Source organism: Mesoflavibacter zeaxanthinifaciens subsp. sabulilitoris, from assembly GCF_014191595.1.
Classification (GTDB): Bacteria; Bacteroidota; Bacteroidia; order Flavobacteriales; family Flavobacteriaceae; genus Mesoflavibacter; species Mesoflavibacter zeaxanthinifaciens.
In genome coordinates this window covers 297,487-315,529 of the sequence record NZ_JACHWV010000004.1, presented here as the reverse complement: position 1 = coordinate 315,529, position 18,043 = coordinate 297,487, and the positions used below count along the sequence as shown (strand labels likewise).

Here is an 18,043-nt window from a genome sequence, read left to right as displayed (position 1 = left end):
ATTATGCATCAAAAAATCACTTTAATAAAAAATGCAAAAATCGTTAACGAAGGAGAAATCGTTAACGGAGACATTTTAATAGAAGGCGAATTTATCACAAAAATAGCACCATCTATAAGTCCAAAATCTGCAGATGTAAATGTGTTTGATGCAGAAGGACAATATGTTTTACCAGGTGCAATAGATGACCAGGTTCATTTTAGAGAACCAGGTTTAACCCATAAAGCAAATATAGAAACCGAATCTAGAGCTGCAATTGCAGGTGGTATTACATCATTTATAGAAATGCCTAACACCAACCCGCAAACTACAACAATAGAAGCGTTAAACGATAAATTTGACCGTGCAGAAAAAACATCTTGGGCAAACTACTCGTTTATGTTTGGTGGTACAAATGATAATTTAGAAGAAATCCTTAAAGTCAATAAAAAAGAAGTTGCAGGATTAAAATTATTCTTAGGATCATCAACAGGAAATATGCTTGTAGATAATCCAGAAGTTTTAGAAAAAATCTTTAAAAGTACAGACCTTTTAATATCTGTACATTGTGAGGACGAAGCTACAATTAAAGCCAATTTAGAGATTTATAAAGAACGTTACGGAGATGATATTCCTGTACACTTTCATCCAATAATTAGAAGTGAAGATGCGTGTTATTTATCGTCTTCTAAAGCAATAGAATTAGCAAAGAAAACAGGCGCAAGATTACACGTGTTTCACCTATCAACAGGAAAAGAAACCGAGCTGTTTGATAATAGCATACCATTAAAGGATAAAAAAATTACTGCCGAAGTTTGTATACATCACCTATGGTTTTGCGATAAAGATTATGACGAAAAAGGAACATTAATTAAATGGAATCCTGCTGTAAAAACAGAAAAAGATCGTGATCAATTATTAAAGGCGCTTTTAGATGATAAAATAGATGTTATTGCAACAGACCATGCACCTCATACATTTGAAGAAAAATCTAATGTCTATACAAAAGCACCTTCTGGCGGACCATTAGTACAACACGCTTTACCTGCATTATTAGAAATGCATCATGATGGTGATATTTCAATTGAGAAAATTGTAGAAAAGTTTTGCCACAATCCTGCAATCTTATTTGATGTAGAAAAACGAGGTTTTATTAAAGAAGGCTATTACGCAGATTTAGTAATAGTAAACTTAAATAATCCTTGGACTGTTAAAAAAGAAAACATTCTATATAAATGTGGTTGGTCTCCGTTTGAAGGGACTACCTTTAAATCTAGGATTACCCATACGTTTATAAACGGTGGTTTAGCATACAAAAATTTCAAGTTTTATGATACCAAGTATGCAAAACGATTAACTTTTGATAGATAATTTATAGTGAAACACAGTAGCCTTTTATACCTTTTAGTTTTGACACTGTTTGTGTCTTGTTATGATATAGAAAAACCAGAAAAACCAAAAGATTTACTCTCTGAAGATAAAATGGTTGATGTTTTGGTAGAGATTTCTATTATGTCTTCTGCTAAAGGAATAAATAAGCGTATACTAGAAAATAATGGCATAAAACCAGTTGAGTATATTTATAAAAAACATGGCATAGATAGTATGCAATTTGTTAATAGTAACACTTACTATTCTCATGATATAGAAGTCTATGACAAAATTTACGATAAAGTAAAAGACAGTGTTACAAAGCTAAGAGATAAGTATAAAGCCATTCAAACTAAAGAAAAGAAAAAAAAGGAAAAGGAGAAAAAAGAGTTAAATAAAGCAGAGTTAAAACTAGACCAAAATTTTCTTGAAAAAGAAACTAATTAAGTTTTAAACTTTACTTTAAATCGTTTTTAAATAAACTAGTCGTAGTCTTTATACTTTTATCCATTGGTAAAAACTCAAAACCTATAGCGTCTTTAATTTTATTATTACTGTAAATAGTTGTTGTAACTGCGCTATTTGCGGTTTGCTTAGATAAGACTCTGCGTTTTCTGGTTAATTTATGTTTTAGCCAATCCAAACGCCAAGCAATATTTAATAACCAAGGTTTAGCTTCTTTTTGTGGCGGTTTTACTCCTAAATAATTAGCGGTTTTGGTAAAAAAATCTTTAAAAGATAAGTTTTCAGAAACTAGAATATAGCGTTCGTTTTTTACATCGCTTTTTACAAGTTGTATCATTGCTTTTACAACATCATTAACATCAACATATCCTGTAGATCCAATGGTGTAATATTTTAGTCCGTTGTAAATCATTTTTATTAAACTACCACTACCGTAGCGCCAAATACCAGGTCCAATAATAACACCAGGATTAACAATTACTGCATCTAATCCTTCTTGTGTACCACGCCAAACTTCAAGTTCTGCGCCATATTTAGTAATAGCATATACGCTGTTATCAATTTCTTTATTCCATTCGGTGTCTTCAGTAATAGCCTTGTTGTTTAAAGAAGCGCCTAAAGCAGCAATAGAGCTAACGTAACATAGTTTTTCAACTTTATGATCAATACAAAAGTTAACAATATTTGCGGTACCTTTTATATTTGTCTTTTGTAACAAATTAAACTTATCAGGTTCAAAACTTACAAATGCGGCGCAATGGTAAACCTGTGTAACGTCTTTAAAAGCTTCGGTAAGTTGTGGGATATTGTTTAGATCTGCTTTAACCCATTCAATAGTATCAAATAAAGCGTCTGCATTGTTGGTGTAATAGCCAAAAATACGTTTAACGGTATCAAACTTTTTTTCACTTCTATAAATAGCACGTATTGGCTGGTTTTCATTTAATAAATGAAACAACAAATGTGCGCCAACTAATCCCGTTCCTCCTGTGACTAAAATCATGCTACTAAAGTAATAAATATAAGATATTGTACAGATTTTATGGCACTATTTTTATCTTTGTGGCTTCATTAAATAAAATAATTTAAGATGGCAAACGCACTTGTAGAAGAATTACGTTGGAGAGGTATGGTACACGACATCATGCCTGGAACAGAAGAGCAACTTGATAAAGAAATGACTACTGCTTATATAGGATTTGATCCAACTTCAGATTCTTTACATATAGGTAGTTTAGTGCCAATTATTTTGTTAGTGCATTTAGAAAAAGCAGGTCATAAACCAATTGCTTTAGTTGGTGGAGCAACGGGTATGATTGGTGATCCTTCTGGTAAAAGTGACGAGCGTAACTTATTAGACGAAGCAACACTAAACCATAATGTAGCTGGTATTAAAAGTGTATTGTCTCGCTTTTTAGATTTTAACTCTACAGAAAAAAACGCACCAGTTTTAGTTAATAACTATGATTGGATGAAAAACTTTAGCTTTATAGATTTTGCACGTGATGTTGGTAAGCGTATTACCGTAAACTACATGATGGCAAAAGACTCTGTAAAAAAGCGTTTTAGTGGCGAAGAAGGTAGCGTTGGTATGAGCTTTACCGAGTTTACTTACCAATTAATCCAAGGGTACGATTTTTACCATTTACACAAAACCATGGGTTGTAAATTACAAATGGGTGGAAGTGACCAATGGGGAAACATAACTACAGGAACAGAACTTGTTAGACGTATGAATGTTGGTGACGATACCGCAAAAGCATACGCTATGACTTGCCCATTAATTACAAAAGCAGACGGATCTAAATTTGGTAAAAGTGAAGGTGGTAACGTATGGTTAGATGCCGATAAAACTAGCGTGTATAAATTCTACCAGTTTTGGTTAAATACTACAGATGAAGATGCAGAAAAGTACATTAAAATCTTTACGTTTTTAGATAAAGACACGATAGATACTTTAATTGCAGAACATAAAGAGAATCCTGGTTTTAGAGCTTTACAGAAAAAATTAGCAGAAGAAGTTACAACCTTTGTACACAGTAAAGAAGAATACGAAAATGCAGTAAAAGCATCTCAAATCCTTTTTAGTAAAGACTTTAAAAATGATATCAAACAGTTAAACGAAAGTTTATTTTTAGATGTTTTTGAAGGTGTGCCACAAGCTGAGGTAAGTAAAGATAAAATAGACGCTGGTTTAGATATGATTGCAGCACTGTCTGCAGAGACTAACTTTTTAGCAAGTAATGGCGAAGCACGTCGTGCGTTAAAAGAAAACTCGGTAGCTGTTAATAAAGACAAAGTTGGTGAAGATTATACCATAACGACAGAAGATTTAATTAACGATAAGTATGTTGTTATTAATAGAGGTAAGAAAAAGACCTTTATTATAAAAGTGGTTTAATTGTCGCTTAGAGCGAAGTCGAGAAGTTTTGAATAAATTAAAAAAGGTCTCGACTGCGCTAGATACCTGACACTATACTTAAAAAATGTATATAAAATTAAAAGCCTGTTTTCAAATTTTTGAAAACAGGCTTTTTTTTCAAAAATAGTTAATCAACTAAATATAATTTTTCTTTTTCGTTTATAGTTTGTCGTATGTGGTAACTTGTCCTTACAACACCATTAGATTACAACCTCTAATATCACTATTATCAAAACGACCAATAACCTCAAAGCTACCGTTATCAAGTGGTTTGCCTAAGTCTTGCGTTGCAATAAAAGCACAAGAATTGATATTGGCTAAATCTATAACATTGATGCCTCCTGTTTTTTTGGTGTCAAAAACGGTTAAAGCGTCTTCTGTATCTCTAGTTAAAATTTTCATCCAAGGAGGACAGTTAAACACACCATTACCTTTAGAATACGCTTGACTTAAAAGTTCGGTCATCCCATATTCGCTATGTATTTGGTCAACACCAAAACCAGATTTTAAAAGTTGGTGTAACTCTTCTCTAATTATTTCTTTGCGTTTACCTTTCATACCACCAGTTTCCATAATAATGGTATTTTTTAAGTTGAATTGATAACGCTCTACTAAATCTAAAAGCGCAAAAGACACGCCAATTAGTAGTGTTTTTTTACCTTCATCTTCAAGTTGAAGTAAAGTGTTTTTTAATTCATCTAAATTATTTAAATAAAATCCGCTTTTAGGCTGTTTAGAGTCTTTAATTAAATGATCTACCATATAGACTAAAGACGATCCTTCGCGTTCTAAATAATTAGGTAATAACGCCAAGATGGTATAATCTTCTACATTGCCATAAAAATGTGCAAATCCTTTTTTAAAACTGTCTTCGTAAACCTTTAAATTGGTAACATGGTGTTTACTTGTTATTTGTCCTGTAGTACCACTACTAGAAAAAGTAATTTCGGTTGGTGTGTTAGCGCTTAAAACGTCGTGCGATTTATAAAACTGAATAGGTAAAAACGGTATTTGATGTAGTGCTGTAACATCACTTGGGTTTTTGTACAATAAATCACAAAAAGAACGATACACGTTATTATTTTCGTACTGAAATTTAAACACGTTTAAAGCATGTGTTTTAAACGCCTCTTCTGTAGTAATGTTAAAGATGTCTTTTGTATTTATCATAGGATTACAAAAGTATAGAAAATAAAAAAGCGTTGCCAATAGCAACGCTTTTAAAATTTATATCAAATAAGGATTACTCTATAACTAATTTTTTAGTCGTAGATGCTCCGTTTTGCTCTATGTTTAATAAGTATACACCAGACTTTAAGCTAGAAACATTTAATTTGTTGTTGCTTAATGTTTTAGTGATTACTTTCTTACCTAATAAGTCAAACACAGTTACGTTTACAGCTTCGTTAGAAGTTGTTTTGATGTTTACATAACCTGTATTTACTGGGTTAGGGTAGATGCTAAAAGTATTAGCTTGTGTAAACGTAGCGTTAGATAATGCAGGATTAGTATAAGTTGCTATTGGGTAAGGTGTAGCAGCTGTACTGTTATCAGATTCACCATCTAAAGCATCAGCACCACTAAATGTCCAGTTTGCTAAAACAAAACCGCCATCAGGACCAGTAGCATCAACTCTGTATGCCCAACCATCTGTATAATCCCATGGTTCACCAGTTCCATCCATATCTACATCTCCAAAAGTGTCAATAATTGTTGTTCCTTCATATAACTCAATTGCATCATCTCCATTAATTCCAACAACACCATTTGTATACGTAGGCATCATTCCAAAGAATGAATTGAAACCAGTAGACTCAGTTGCTAAGAAAATTCTATCTCCAGCAGAAACTGCATCAGCAGGGAAATTATATTCAACTGTACCAGCAGAAGAACCAGCACCATTAGTAATAGAACTAATACCAAATACGCTTAAATCTGGGATATCTGCTAAAGCTATTAATTCGATTCCTTTAGGTACTCCTCCACTTAAAGGTCCGTCATAAACACCAACTAAAACTAATGCGTTTGTAGCTGCACCAAATACATTACCAGTTAAAGCAACAGTTTGATCTGTAGCAGGAGAAGAAGATACAGTAATATTACCACTGTAAGCACCTTCAGTTAATCCAGAAGCTAATCTTACAAAAACTTCTGTGTTAGCAACTGTACCACTAGTTTGAGGAACAGTAACAGAACTAGCAAAACCAGAACCAGAAGTTAAAGATACTTCAAAGTTTGTTGGAGCTGTTACTGTAATATCATTTGTTAAAAATAACCCTTCTACAAATATAGATTCTTCATTAGAAGGACCGTTACCTAATCCATAATTCATGTCTCCAGGAGTACCAAATACATTAAATTGAGGTGTTGATGGAGTTACAACTCCTGAAACATTAATAGTTTCAGATGTCGCGCCAGTTGATGTAGCAGTTAAAACATCTGTATATGTATTAGCAGATAATCCAGCAGCTAATCTTACATAAAGAGTTGTAGAAGCTACAGAACCAGCAGATGGTGTTAATGAAACAGAACTTCCGAATCCTGATCCAGAAGTAGAAGATATTTCAAAATTAGTAGGAGCTGTAACATCTAAGTTTCCTGTTAAGTTAATACCTGATACAGAAAAAGTTTGTTCAGCTGAAGGACCGTTACCTTCAAAGTAATCTAAACCTGTAATGTCAGAATCAATAGTTACAACTGGACCAGTAGCAGTTCCAATCCAAGAACCTGGATCGAAAGAAGCAGGTGCGTCTTGAGTCTGTAATGTGTGATTTGTACAACCAGAAACAGCACTATCAGCCCAAACATTCCATTCAGACTCATCAAAAGTAGCGTTACCCATAGTTACGGCAGGAGAACGCTCTGCTCTACCATCTTCATATTCAGCACAAGTTCCTGTATTATCAGTAGCAGGAACACCGAAGAAGTCAATAATTGTATCTGTACCATCAACTAAAGCTAAATCATCATCACCATTACTACCTACAACACCATTATTAACCGCGTCTAATTGATCTGCAGCAAATCCATAAACAGTGTTGAAAGTACCAGGAGTGTTATCGTAACCAATAACGTAAAAACCTCCAGCAGGTATAGTTCCTGTTAAATCTAAGGTAGTTGAAACTGTGCCAGAAGCATTTGTGTACTTGTCAATCTGCCATCCGTTACCTTCTGTAAAATCTACATCAGTAGGTCCAGCGTTATAAAGCTCAATAAATCTAGCTTCTGCGTTGTTGTTAGGGTCAGCAATTTCAGTAATAAAGACTTGACCAAAAGAAGTCGCAGTCATTAAAACCGTTAAAAGTAAAAAGTAAAGTTTTTTCATAATTAATTGTTATAAATTGTGTGTTACAAATATACACAGATTTTTGGCATAGAAGGAACATTTAAGAAGCTAATAACATTTTTTACAATTATATAACATGGTATTTTAACTGCTTGGTAAGCAAAAGATTGTAAATTACATAAACCTAAAAACTTAGGTTAGGTTATAAGTTGTAATTAATGTTATTTAATTGTTATCAATGGATTAAATAGATAATTTAATTTTAATAATTTTATCTTTACGTTATTATTTTAACACAAAGTCATTCTGATGAATAAGAAAGATATCAAAATTCTTTTAGTAGACGACGAGCCAGATATTCTTGAAATAGTAGGCTATAATTTAAGTGCAGAAGGTTACCAAGTTATTACCGCAGATAACGGTGTAAAAGCTGTAAAAAAGGCAAAAAAAGAAAAACCACACCTTATTATATTAGATGTGATGATGCCAGAAATGGATGGTATTGAAGCTTGTGAAGCTATTAGAAAAGTACCAGAATTAAGCAGCACAATTATTACATTTTTAACCGCAAGAGGAGAAGATTACTCTCAAGTAGCAGGTTTTGATGCTGGTGCAGACGATTATATTACTAAACCAATTAAGCCAAAAGTGTTAATAAGTAAAGTAAAAGCACTTTTAAGACGATTAAAATCTGAAGATACTAACCAATCGGTTATAAAAATTGGTAAGCTTACCATTAATAGAGACGAATACAAGATTATTTTAGGAAAGGAAGAGATTATTTTACCAAGAAAAGAATTTGAACTCTTATCTTTGTTGGCATCAAAACCAGGTAAAGTCTTTAAAAGAGAAGATATTTTAGACCGCGTTTGGGGTAACGAAGTCGTAGTTGGCGGACGTACCATAGATGTACACATAAGAAAACTAAGAGAAAAAATTGGCGACGATAGCTTTAAAACAGTAAAAGGTGTTGGCTATAAATTTGTAGAATAATTCTTTATTTGAGACTAAAAAAAACATACAAGTTTGCATTAAAAACTTCGTTTTTAATCACCGTATTTTTAACGCTCTTAATGAGTGTTTTTTTGTATTTGTTTTATACAATAAACATATTACACATACTGTTTTTTGCTTTTTTTACGTATTCATTTTCCTTTTTAATTATTCAATATAGAGTAGAAAAATTCATCTATAAAAGAATAAACAAAATTTACAAAGACCTAACTTTGTTAGAGTCTACCAGTTTTAGAAGGCATAGTATTACTACAGATATGGCTACGCTAACCAGGCAAATAGATAAATATGCCAAAGACAAAAAGTTAGAGATAGAAACTTTAAAAGTAAGAGAAGAATATCGTAAAGAGTTTATGGGTAACGTATCGCACGAGCTTAAAACACCATTATTTACAGTACAAGGTTACATAGAAACATTACTAGATGGCGCATTAAAAGATAAAAACGTAGCCGAAAAATATCTAGAAAGAGCCAACAAAGGTGTAGAACGATTAATATATATCGTAAAAGACCTAGATATGATTACCAAATTAGAAGTAGGAGATTTACGACTTAATGTTACCACTTTTGATATTGTAGATCTAGTAAAAAGTGTTTTTGACTTACTAGAAATGAAAGCTGCTAAGAAAAAAATTAGCCTAATGTTTGATATGGACTACAAACAACCAATACTAGTAAAAGGTGATGAAGAGCGTATCCAGCAAGTGTTAACCAACTTAGTCGTAAACTCGATAAAATACGGACACCAAAACGGTACTACAGAGATTAGTATAGAAAGACTTATTAAAAACAAAGTTATAGTAAGAGTCACTGATAATGGCGAAGGTATAGGTAAAGAACATTTACCAAGACTTTTTGAGCGTTTTTATCGTGTAGACAAAAGCGGATCGCGTAAAGAAGGCGGATCTGGTTTAGGACTATCTATAGTAAAACACATTATAGAAGCACACGACGAAAAAATCTATGTAGAAAGCGAAGTAAACGTAGGTAGCGAGTTTTCTTTTACGCTAGAAAAAGCTTAAACAAATCACTAAAGTTTGTTTTACAATCTAAAGCATCAAATCCAGTAAAATCTTTAACTCTATCAAGTTGCTTTAAAGAAAATTCTTTTTGGTTACAACTAGGTATAATACCTTGTTTGTTTAAATTTTGGGCTATATATTCTTGTTCAAACTGTCCTGGTGTAGGAATAAAAAATGCTTTTTTACCTAACTTAGCTAAGTCCATAACAGTAGTATATCCAGATCTAGAAATTACCAAATCACAACTATTTAAGGCTGTTTGTAAATCTGCAGAAGTCATAAAATTATAAATGGTAAACTGTTGCTTGGTTTCAATACGTTGCTCACCTTCAATCTTACCTTTTATAAATAATATATTACCATTATAGTCTGCTAATTCTTTAAATAATTTTTGCTCTAATAATCCACGTTGTGGCTCAGGACCAGATAACAAGACCATGATATCAAACTTAGAAGGAATAAGTGTTTTTTCTAACCTGCTTAATGCGCCAATATATTTAATAGGTAAAAGTTTAGTAGTAAAATCATGTCCTAATTTACCACTTAAATTAGGTGTGTTTTCAAAATCTGGTACCCAACATTCGTCAAACTTTTTAAGATAATAATCATGTAAAGATGTGCTTAATTTTGTGGTCATTCCGCTTAAAACATTAAGCTGATGAGTAATAAACACCGACGGAATTTTAGAACAATATACACCCATTCTGTTATCAGAGATTATACCTTCAATAGCATAATCGTGTACAATTTTTTTAATTGCTAAATGTTCTTTTAAAATAGCTTTTTTAATCTTAGGTAGTTGTCTAAAAAGACGCCATTTAAAGCTAGATTTAGATTTAGAATAAGTAACATTATAAGCAGGTAACTCGATAAAGATAACCTGTTTAAATTCTTTTTTAAGTAGTGCTAATGCAGCACCATCAGAAGCAATAACAGGTTCAAAATTTTGTTCAATTAACGCATTAATAATAGGTATGCAACGTGTAGCATGACCAATTCCCCAATTAAGAGGCGCAACAAGAATTCTTTTTTTCATTATAAAAATTTGGGCGTTACCACAAGGGTCAGGCTGTCCGTTATATCTTTTTTTGCCATATATGGCAGCAAAAAAAGGATGTCACTTCCATCCTTAACGCAAAAAAGCTAATTTCAAAGATAAGTATAATAGTACTAAGGTATATTTCCTTAATTTTACGCCGGAAATAACAAATTGTTAAAACAAGTGGGAAGCAAAAACAAATTAAAACGATTTCAAGAAAACGAAACATTTGATAATGTATTTCAACCAACAAGAAGTCAGTTGGTAGATATGGATTACCAATACAAAGGACAATGGAATGCACAAGTGTTTAAAAATAATAACCCAATTGTTCTAGAGTTAGGATGCGGTAAAGGCGAGTATACAGTTGCTTTAGCAAAAAAATATCCAAATAAAAACTTTATAGGGATAGATATAAAAGGCGCACGTTTTTGGAGAGGCGCAAAAACAGCTGTAGAAGAAAACATACCAAACGCTGCATTTATACGTACTCAAATAGAATTAATAGAATATGTTTTTGCAGAAAACGAAGTGGATGAAATTTGGATTACCTTTCCAGATCCACAAATTAAATATAAGCGTACAAAACACCGCATGACCAATTCTGAGTTTTTAAAACGTTACAAAAAAGTATTAAAACCAGATGGCGTAATGAATCTTAAAACCGACTCTGAGTTTATGCATGGTTACACCTTAGGTCTGTTACATGGAGAAGGGCATGAAGTGTTGTACTCTAACAACGATGTGTATAGACAAGAAGGAAGTCCAGAAGAAGTTACAAGTATACAAACCTTTTACGAAGGTCAATATTTAGAACAAAACAAACCAATTACGTATATTAGATTCAAAATAAAATAACCTTTGGGCCTTACAATTACATTTTTTTTAAGTCTAATTATTGCATTAGTAGGTGTTATACCACCAGGATTGCTTAATATGACAGCAGCAAAAATTAGCTTAAAAGAAGGCTATAATCGTGGTTTGGTTTTTTCTGTTGGTGTTTGTGTTGTTGTTATTTTTCAAACCTTAATAGCAGTAATATTTGCAAGGTATTTAAGTAAGCATCCAGAGATAATAAAAATACTTCAACGTGTTGCTTTTGTACTTTTTGTGTTAATCGCTATTTACTTTTTTGTTTTAGCTAAAAAGAAACCACAACCCAAAATAGAACAAACCAGACGCAGTAAACACAGTCGTTTTTTCTATGGTATGCTGTTATCTGCTTTAAACGTTTTCCCAATACCTTACCAAGCTTATATGAGTTTGACTTTAGCAGGTTTTGGATGGTTAACTTTTGATAAAACTGGTATTGCATCTTACGTCGCAGGAGCAGCAACTGGTACTTTTGTAATGCTTTATGTGTATGTGTTTTTATTCGAAAAAATTAAAAGCAAACGTATTAAGTCTCAAAAAAACATGAACTTTAGTATCGGTATCATCACAGCTGTTATAGCAATAGTCACGCTAATTAATATCATTAAAGACTTATGAAGCCAGAAACCTTAAGTTTTTACGAGAAGGTTTATGAGGTCGCAAGACAAATTCCTTATGGAAGAGTAACCTCTTACGGTGCAATTGCAAATTATTTAGGCGCCAAAAGAAGTGCAAGATTAGTAGGTTACGCTATGAATGGCTCTCATAACAAAGACGTACCTGCACATCGTGTGGTAAATAGAAAAGGTTTGTTAACCGGTAAGCATCATTTTGAAGGTACTAACCTAATGCAACAGCTGTTAGAAAGCGAAGGTGTTAAGGTAAAAGATAACCAAATTCAAAATTTTGAAATGGTGTTTTGGGATCCTTCTAAAAGTTTATAAATTTCCCTTATTTCACCATAAAAAAACTTGCAATAACAACAGCTTAACTTCACTTAATAAGTAGTATATTTGCATTTTAGAAATAGCCTTTATAAAACACGTTAAAAAATTGATTTTTAGCACAATATTTTAAAGATGAAGTTAAATAAACAAGATATACTTAAAGCACTAGAAACTATAACAGTACCAGGAGAAGGACAAAACATGGTAGAAAGCGGATCTGTAACTAACGTAGTTACTTTTGGAGACGAAGTTATAGTAGATATTACAATAAAAAACCCATCATTACAAGCACGTAAAAAAACAGAAGTAGAAATTTTGCAAGCCATACACAAACATGTGTACGAAAAAGCAAAAATAAAAGTAAACGTAAAAGTAGATGCGCCAGAAAAACCACAAGCAAACACCATTAAAGGTAAACCAATACCAGGTATTCAAAATATTGTTGCAGTAGCATCGGGTAAAGGCGGTGTAGGTAAATCTACAGTTACCGCTAACATAGCGATTATGTTGGCAAAAATGGGCTTTAAAGTAGGTGTTTTAGATGCAGATATTTATGGACCATCAATGCCAATTATGTTTGATGTAGAAATGGAAAAACCATTATCTGTAACTGTAGACGGTAAATCTAAAATGAAACCTGTAGAAAATTACGGTGTTAAAATATTATCTATAGGCTTTTTTACAAAACCAGACCAAGCCGTAATTTGGCGCGGACCTATGGCTGCAAAAGCATTAAATCAAATGATATTTGATGCTGCTTGGGGCGAGCTAGATTTCTTACTATTAGACTTGCCACCAGGAACAGGAGATATTCATTTAAGTATTATGCAATCCTTACCAATTACAGGAGCAGTAGTAGTAAGTACACCACAAAACGTAGCTTTAGCAGATGCTAAAAAAGGAGTAGCTATGTTCCAACAAGACAGTATAAACGTACCTGTTTTAGGAATTATAGAAAATATGGCTTACTTTACACCAGAAGAGTTGCCAAACAACAAATACTATATCTTTGGTAAAGAAGGCGCAAAGCATCTAGCAGAAGATTTAGATGTGCCATTATTAGGAGAAATTCCTTTAGTACAAAGTATTAGAGAAGCAGGAGATGTTGGTCGTCCAGCAGCAATGCAAGTCGCAACACCAACCGAGAAAGCTTTTGAAAAACTAACACAAAACGTCGTGCAAGAAGTGGTAAATCGTAACGAAAACTTACCAGAAACCGAAGCGATAAAAATTACAACTATGGCAGGTTGTTCTGCGGTAAATAAAAAATAAATGACAGCACAAGAACTAAAAACAAACGTAGAAAAAGCTCTAGAAGAAATCCGTCCATTTTTACAAAATGATGGCGGAGATATAGAGTTAATCTCTATAGAAAATAACGAGGTTATCGTACAACTTCAAGGTGCATGTACCTCATGTAGTGTCAATCAAATGACTTTAAAATCTGGTGTAGAGATGACTATAAAAAAATACGCTCCACAGATAGAAAAAGTCACAAATGTTGGCGTTTAGGGCGTTACCACAAGGGTCGCGCTATCCGTTATATCTTTTTTTTGCAACTACCTATAGACTAAAAATCAAAGTACAGTTAGCAAAAAAAGGATGCCACTACTATCGCTAACGCAATCGTAAAGCTGACAAAAGTCATAAGCCACAATACATTAACCTTTTACATTTGCACAAAACAATCTAAAAAATGATTAAAACAGATATACTAATCATAGGTGCAGGACCAACAGGTCTATTTGCAGTCTTTGAAGCAGGATTATTAAAACTAAAATGTCATTTAATAGACGCATTACCACAACCAGGTGGACAATGTTCAGAGTTATATCCTAAAAAACCAATCTACGATATACCAGCATATCCAGAAATTTTGGCAGGAGATTTAACCGACAAGTTAATGGAACAATGCAAACAGTTTGAGCCAGGTTTTACGTTAGGAGAGCGTGCAGATACTATAGAAAAACAAGACGACGGAACTTTTATTGTAACTACAAACAAAGGAACAAAACACCATGCACCAGTTGTGGCAATAGCAGGTGGATTAGGTAGTTTTGAGCCACGTAAACCTTTAATAGATAATCTAGCAGATTACGAAGATAAAGGTGTAGAGTACATGATTAAAGAACCAGAACTATACCGTGGTAAAAAGGTAGTTATTGCTGGTGGAGGCGACTCTGCTTTAGATTGGAGTATCTTTTTAAGTGATGTAGCAGAAGAGGTTACTTTAATACATAGACGTAATGAGTTTAGAGGTCATTTAGATTCAGTAGAAAAAGTACAAGAATTAAAATCTGCAGGAAAAATTAATTTAATTACTCCAGCAGAAGTAATAGGTATAGAAGGTGATGGCAAAGTAGAAGCGGTAACCATTAAGCAAGACGCTAAAACTTACAAAAAAGAATGTGATCATTTTGTGCCATTATTTGGTTTATCTCCAAAACTAGGACCAATTGCAGATTGGGGATTAGAAATAGAAAAAAACGCCATTAAAGTAAACAATGCGTTAGACTATCAAACCAATATTCCGGGTATATATGCTATTGGAGATGTTAACACATATCCTGGTAAGTTAAAGTTAATACTTTGTGGTTTTCATGAAGCAACTTTAATGTGTCAATCTGCTTATCAAATTATTAATCCAGGTAAACGTTATGTGTTAAAGTATACAACTGTTGCAGGAGTAGATGGTTTTGATGGAACACGTAAAGAAGCACCAAAAGCAGTAGTGAAAAAGATTGAATAAAATGGAACAAGACATTAATATTAAAATTACAGATCGTGATGGTGTTGTACATGAAGTTGTAGCACCAACAGATATGGCAATGAATTTAATGGAAGTTGTACGTAGTTACGAGCTAGCACCAGAAGGTACTATTGGTATTTGTGGTGGTATGGCTATGTGTGCAAGTTGTCAATGTTATGTTTTAAGCGATACCGAATTACCAGAAATGCAAGATGACGAAGAGGCAATGCTAAGCGAAGCTTTTTACGTAAAAGATAACTCAAGATTAGGTTGTCAAATACAAATAACACCAGAATTAGAAGGTTTAGAAGTAGAGCTTGCTCCTGAAAGTTAATTTTTTAATTGAAATTCAATTTTATAAATAGATTCCTGCTTTATGCAGGAATTTTTTTATCTATAATCTACCAATCTTCTTGGTCCTTCTAACAATACTCTTACAATTTGAAGCGTGCCATCTTCTTTAGTAGCAATTTGCCATTTTATTAAAGATATTGCTCCATTTTCTATTTCAATACCAGTGATGCTTCTTGGATGTACACAACTACCATCATTAAAAAAAGCAATGTCACCAGGTTCAGGAAAACGTGGTCTGTGTGTATGGCCAACAATGGTCATTAAATTGTTATTGTCTGTAATCCATTTTTTGGTACGACGTTCTACTTTAATTAATTCTTTGTAGTTTTTTGCAGGACTTGTTGGATCTGCAATTCCCATAACATTTAATGGTTTCCATAAAATTCTAACTAAAAACCGACTCCATTTCCAGAAGTTGTAATTCCACCAATCTGCTTGATGACCATGCGTTAAAAAAATCTCTTGATTTGTGTCTTTGTGTTTTAAAACTATAGCTTCATGATATTTAATATCGCCAAAAAGTTCTACATCTTCACCAACTTTTGGGTCAAAGTAGGTAGATAGATTTTTTTTGACTGTATCAGGATTACGATATACCATATCATGATTTCCCCAAATCATATGCAAACGGTTCTTTTTATGAAACAGTTGCATTAATTCATAAACGTTTTTATGTGCGTTTAAAATGGAGGAGAAAGAAATGTTTTCCCAAAGCTCATCACCATCGCCAAGTTCAGCATAATTAAAACCTTCAACGTAGTAGTGCTTTAATGCGTGGTAATAGATGTTTCGATTATTGGCAAAGTCGTCTGCAAAACTATTATCACCACGATGACAATCGCTAAATAGTATAAATTTGGAGTTGTCATCAAACGGAACAACGTGAGCGTTTTGATAAGCTCGGTCTAATCTTTTCTTTGCTGAAAACATAATCTTACGCTAAAGTTTTTCTAAAGCGTAAGGTAATAAACGTTCAACAAATAAACTATAGGCTTTTTCGGAAGGATGCAAACCATCAGAAGCAACTAAATCTGTGTCTTCTAATCCGTTTCTGGTTATGTCTGTAATGTTTACAAAAGTAATGTTATTAGCGTTGCAATAATTTTCCGCGAAAGCGTTATAGGCGTCAATTTCTGAAGAAATAGTTGTGTTTCCGTTTCCAAAAGGTGTGAACGCATAATCAGGAATTGAAACGACAATAACTCTGTTTTTATCGCCTTTTGCTTTTGTAATAGCAATATCAACTAGTTCTGGAAATTCGGTTTCATAAATTGAAAAATCTTTTCCTTGATATTGATTATTTACACCAATTAGTAAGGTGACTAAATCGTAGTTATTTGGTAGGTTTTCGTTGCTAATTCCGTTTAATAAATTGGTCGTAGTCCAGCCTGTTGTTGCTACAACCTTTAAGTTAAAAGCAGTATTTTCTGTATTATTAATTAAGCTGTCTTTAAGTTGTTCTGGAAAGCGACACGTTTTGCAAACACTTTCTCCAATTGTGTAACTATCACCCAAAGACAATAGTTTGTAATTGGTTGTTTGTGGCGTTTTAATATTGTTAGTTTGGTTGCTATCTGTTGCGTTGCAGCACAAAAACAATATAAAAATTGCAGAAATAAAAAGCGTTAATTGTTTCATATCTATAAAGATACAACTTCTTTGCTTTCTAAAATTGCGTTTTCAATACCATCCCAAAGTGCAATTCGTTTTTGTAAAGCTTCTATTGAGATGTCTTCAACTTCTTTCCATTTTTTCTCATCATTTCCACAAAGCTCTTCTATCATTTGAAGCGCCATAGGACCATGTTCGTCAGCATCTAATTCGATATGTCTTTCAAAGTAATACACTAACTTAGAAAGGTCTTTTTCAGGGAAGTTTTGCTGGAAATTCTTTAAGATTTCAGTAAACATATTCGGGATTAGATCTTCGCGACCAAAGGTAAATGCAGCTGCAATTTGATGAGGTTGACCTTCGATAGCAATATTAAACGTAAACTCTAAAAAGTCCTTTAGCGATTGAGGCAAATCACTATTTCTTATTGCAACAAAAATGTTACCTAAACTTTCTGAAGTTTCTAAAAATGTTTTGATGTTAGTCGTTGAAACGCCACAGGCTTGCATAGCGTCCAAATACATTTCGTAGTGGCTTTTATGATTACCATTAACATCTACATCGGTTTCTTCGGCAAGAACAATTTCGTTAATTAAATATCTTGTTTCAGGATGTTTTGTAGGCAACCAAGGTATTGTAGTACAAGTTAGTTTATTTTGCAGTGCTTTAAGTAGCGACATAAAATCCCAAACAGCATAAACATGATGTTGTAAAAAGATTTCTAAATCTTCTATAGATTTTATTTTGTTGTATAAAATGTGATTAAGCAATTGATTTTTAAGAGGATCAATTGATTTTTCAATATCATTAATAGTCATAGCATTTTCATTTTTAACAAAAATAAAAAATGCACCTCTAAAATTAAGGTGCATTTTATATTAATTAACTATTTATAGAAATGTAAAATCTAT

19 protein-coding genes are annotated in these 18,043 nt (G+C 32.9%); 12 read left to right on the top strand and 7 right to left on the bottom strand.

What is annotated here, in order from left to right; genetic code table 11:
* Positions 1–3: 3 nt before the first annotated feature.
* A complete protein-coding gene (locus FHS04_RS07960) occupies positions 4–1,350 on the top strand; it encodes a dihydroorotase (RefSeq protein ID WP_106679777.1) in 1,347 nt (448 codons plus the stop codon).
* 6 nt (positions 1,351–1,356) lie between these two features.
* Positions 1,357–1,797, top strand: coding sequence for a DUF4296 domain-containing protein (locus tag FHS04_RS07955; protein ID WP_146131306.1), 441 nt, complete (start codon positions 1,357–1,359; stop codon positions 1,795–1,797).
* A 10-nt stretch (positions 1,798–1,807) separates the two neighbouring features.
* Here FHS04_RS07955 and FHS04_RS07950 read toward each other — a convergent pair whose 3' ends face one another.
* Complete coding sequence (locus FHS04_RS07950) at positions 1,808–2,818, bottom strand: NAD-dependent epimerase/dehydratase family protein (RefSeq protein WP_106679781.1); 1,011 nt, start codon at positions 2,816–2,818, stop codon at positions 1,808–1,810.
* An 87-nt stretch (positions 2,819–2,905) separates the two neighbouring features.
* Between FHS04_RS07950 and tyrS the strand changes: the two genes are divergently transcribed.
* Positions 2,906–4,216 carry a tyrosine--tRNA ligase gene (gene tyrS / locus FHS04_RS07945; RefSeq protein ID WP_106679783.1) on the top strand — a complete coding sequence of 437 codons (1,311 nt, stop codon included), beginning with the start codon at positions 2,906–2,908 and terminating at the stop codon, positions 4,214–4,216.
* A 210-nt stretch (positions 4,217–4,426) separates the two neighbouring features.
* On the opposite strand, the gene FHS04_RS07940 is transcribed toward tyrS, so the two are convergent.
* On the bottom strand, positions 4,427–5,407 hold the full coding sequence (locus FHS04_RS07940; protein ID WP_106679785.1) for a long-chain-fatty-acid--protein ligase: 981 nt from the start codon (positions 5,405–5,407) through the stop codon (positions 4,427–4,429).
* A 73-nt stretch (positions 5,408–5,480) separates the two neighbouring features.
* Positions 5,481–7,562 (bottom strand): T9SS type A sorting domain-containing protein, encoded by a 2,082-nt coding sequence (locus FHS04_RS07935; RefSeq protein WP_106679787.1) that lies wholly within the window; start codon positions 7,560–7,562, stop codon positions 5,481–5,483.
* 270 nt (positions 7,563–7,832) lie between these two features.
* Here FHS04_RS07935 and FHS04_RS07930 point away from each other — a divergent pair, with 270 nt between their 5' ends.
* Both FHS04_RS07930 and FHS04_RS07925 read left to right on the top strand, forming a co-directional pair.
* Positions 7,833–8,516 carry a response regulator transcription factor gene (locus FHS04_RS07930; RefSeq protein ID WP_106679789.1) on the top strand — a complete coding sequence of 228 codons (684 nt, stop codon included), beginning with the start codon at positions 7,833–7,835 and terminating at the stop codon, positions 8,514–8,516.
* An 8-nt stretch (positions 8,517–8,524) separates the two neighbouring features.
* A complete protein-coding gene (locus FHS04_RS07925; protein ID WP_244906291.1) occupies positions 8,525–9,559 on the top strand; it encodes a sensor histidine kinase in 1,035 nt (344 codons plus the stop codon).
* On the opposite strand, the gene FHS04_RS07920 is transcribed toward FHS04_RS07925, so the two are convergent.
* Entirely contained in the window at positions 9,540–10,595 is a 1,056-nt protein-coding gene (locus FHS04_RS07920; RefSeq protein WP_106679791.1) for a glycosyltransferase, read from the bottom strand. The genes FHS04_RS07925 and FHS04_RS07920 overlap by 20 nt on opposite strands.
* Before the next feature lie 186 nt (positions 10,596–10,781).
* Here FHS04_RS07920 and trmB point away from each other — a divergent pair, with 186 nt between their 5' ends.
* The 7 genes from trmB (at position 10,782) to FHS04_RS07885 (ending at position 15,501) form a co-directional block, all read left to right on the top strand.
* The gene (trmB, locus tag FHS04_RS07915) at positions 10,782–11,456 is read left to right on the top strand and encodes a tRNA (guanosine(46)-N7)-methyltransferase TrmB (protein WP_027880889.1); all 675 of its coding nucleotides are present in this window, start codon (positions 10,782–10,784) and stop codon (positions 11,454–11,456) included.
* 3 nt (positions 11,457–11,459) lie between these two features.
* Positions 11,460–12,089, top strand: coding sequence for a LysE family transporter (locus tag FHS04_RS07910; protein WP_027880890.1), 630 nt, complete (start codon positions 11,460–11,462; stop codon positions 12,087–12,089).
* Entirely contained in the window at positions 12,086–12,415 is a 330-nt protein-coding gene (locus tag FHS04_RS07905; RefSeq protein ID WP_106679793.1) for an MGMT family protein, read from the top strand. Before FHS04_RS07910 ends, FHS04_RS07905 begins: the two co-directional genes overlap by 4 nt.
* A 135-nt stretch (positions 12,416–12,550) precedes the next feature.
* Positions 12,551–13,690, top strand: coding sequence for an Mrp/NBP35 family ATP-binding protein (locus FHS04_RS07900; protein ID WP_106679795.1), 1,140 nt, complete (start codon positions 12,551–12,553; stop codon positions 13,688–13,690).
* Positions 13,691–13,930 (top strand): NifU family protein, encoded by a 240-nt coding sequence (locus FHS04_RS07895; RefSeq protein WP_027880893.1) that lies wholly within the window; start codon positions 13,691–13,693, stop codon positions 13,928–13,930.
* 184 nt (positions 13,931–14,114) lie between these two features.
* Positions 14,115–15,167: an NAD(P)/FAD-dependent oxidoreductase gene (locus FHS04_RS07890; protein ID WP_106679797.1), complete on the top strand. Its 1,053-nt coding sequence runs from the start codon at positions 14,115–14,117 to the stop codon at positions 15,165–15,167.
* 1 nt (position 15,168) lies between these two features.
* Entirely contained in the window at positions 15,169–15,501 is a 333-nt protein-coding gene (locus tag FHS04_RS07885) for a 2Fe-2S iron-sulfur cluster-binding family protein (RefSeq protein WP_106679799.1), read from the top strand.
* Between the two features lie 56 nt (positions 15,502–15,557).
* On the opposite strand, the gene FHS04_RS07880 is transcribed toward FHS04_RS07885, so the two are convergent.
* The 3 genes from FHS04_RS07880 to FHS04_RS07870 are packed head-to-tail and all read right to left on the bottom strand — an operon-like array spanning position 15,558 to position 17,950.
* Entirely contained in the window at positions 15,558–16,451 is an 894-nt protein-coding gene (locus tag FHS04_RS07880; protein WP_106679801.1) for a metallophosphoesterase, read from the bottom strand.
* Between the two features lie 9 nt (positions 16,452–16,460).
* Positions 16,461–17,159 (bottom strand): SGNH/GDSL hydrolase family protein, encoded by a 699-nt coding sequence (locus tag FHS04_RS07875; RefSeq protein WP_106679803.1) that lies wholly within the window; start codon positions 17,157–17,159, stop codon positions 16,461–16,463.
* A gap of 2 nt (positions 17,160–17,161) precedes the next feature.
* Positions 17,162–17,950 carry a DUF3050 domain-containing protein gene (locus FHS04_RS07870; protein WP_106680206.1) on the bottom strand — a complete coding sequence of 263 codons (789 nt, stop codon included), beginning with the start codon at positions 17,948–17,950 and terminating at the stop codon, positions 17,162–17,164.
* Positions 17,951–18,043: the final 93 nt, after the last annotated feature.